The sequence below is a fragment of the Treponema sp. R6D11 genome (assembly GCF_054786075.1).
Map to the genome: position 1 here is coordinate 1 of NZ_BDHD01000567.1, position 772 is coordinate 772.

At 49.0% G+C, this 772-nt stretch carries 1 protein-coding gene; it reads right to left on the reverse strand.

The features are described 5' to 3' along the window. Nucleotides 1-733 (reverse strand): THUMP domain-containing class I SAM-dependent RNA methyltransferase (locus ACYVTD_RS14720; RefSeq protein WP_461248466.1); only part of this gene is annotated, 733 nt, incomplete at its 3' end. Between the last annotated feature and the right edge of the window lie 39 nt (nt 734-772).

The following is a 772-nucleotide window of genomic DNA, read 5'->3' on the forward strand; positions in this document are numbered from 1 at the left end:
GTATTGCGCCATTACTTATTTCACGACACGAGTCTGCTTTTTTCCCGTAAAAACTTTCAAACCCGCTATGGTCGGTTATTACGGCTAGTTTCCACCCTGAAAAACGTTGTGCAAAACCCGCCATATCCTTGTATATCTGTTCCGCCGCGGATTGGTCGCCAAGCCGTTTCCCATATGGCGGGTTAGTTATTAACAAGCCTGCGTCCGTGTACGGAGACTGCGCTTGCGTCATGAGCAGAACTTTCAACTCCAAACCCAAGGATTTATCCGCCGTGCGAATCCCCCTTTGCGGGTTCCTACCTTCCGCAATGTCGCGCACACGCGCCGCATTTGAGGACGCTATCGATATGGAACGTAAGTCTTCGTCGCTTCCGGCTATTCTGACAAGCCGCCCTCCGTCCGTACCGCCAAAATCAATTTTAGCGCGAAAATCATCGCGTACCTGCTGTTCAATTTTTGCGTCTGCTATCAGCATATCCTGAATGGCAAAGTTTCTGCCAAGACCGGGAGCCATGTCCCAAGCGTACATTGCGGCTTCTATCAAAATTGTGCCAGAACCGCAGAATGGGTCGTAAAGTGGAAACTTACGTTTCCAACCTGATAAGAGCAATATTGAAGCCGCAGTTGTTTCCCTTAACGGGGCGGCTCCGCCTTCGCTCCTGTACCCTCTCTTAAAAAGCGGGTCTCCGCTTAAATCTACAAGCAGTGAAACTATATCTTTTTCTATGTACACTCGCACTTCCGCAATTTTAACAGATGAGCTTTCTTCCTT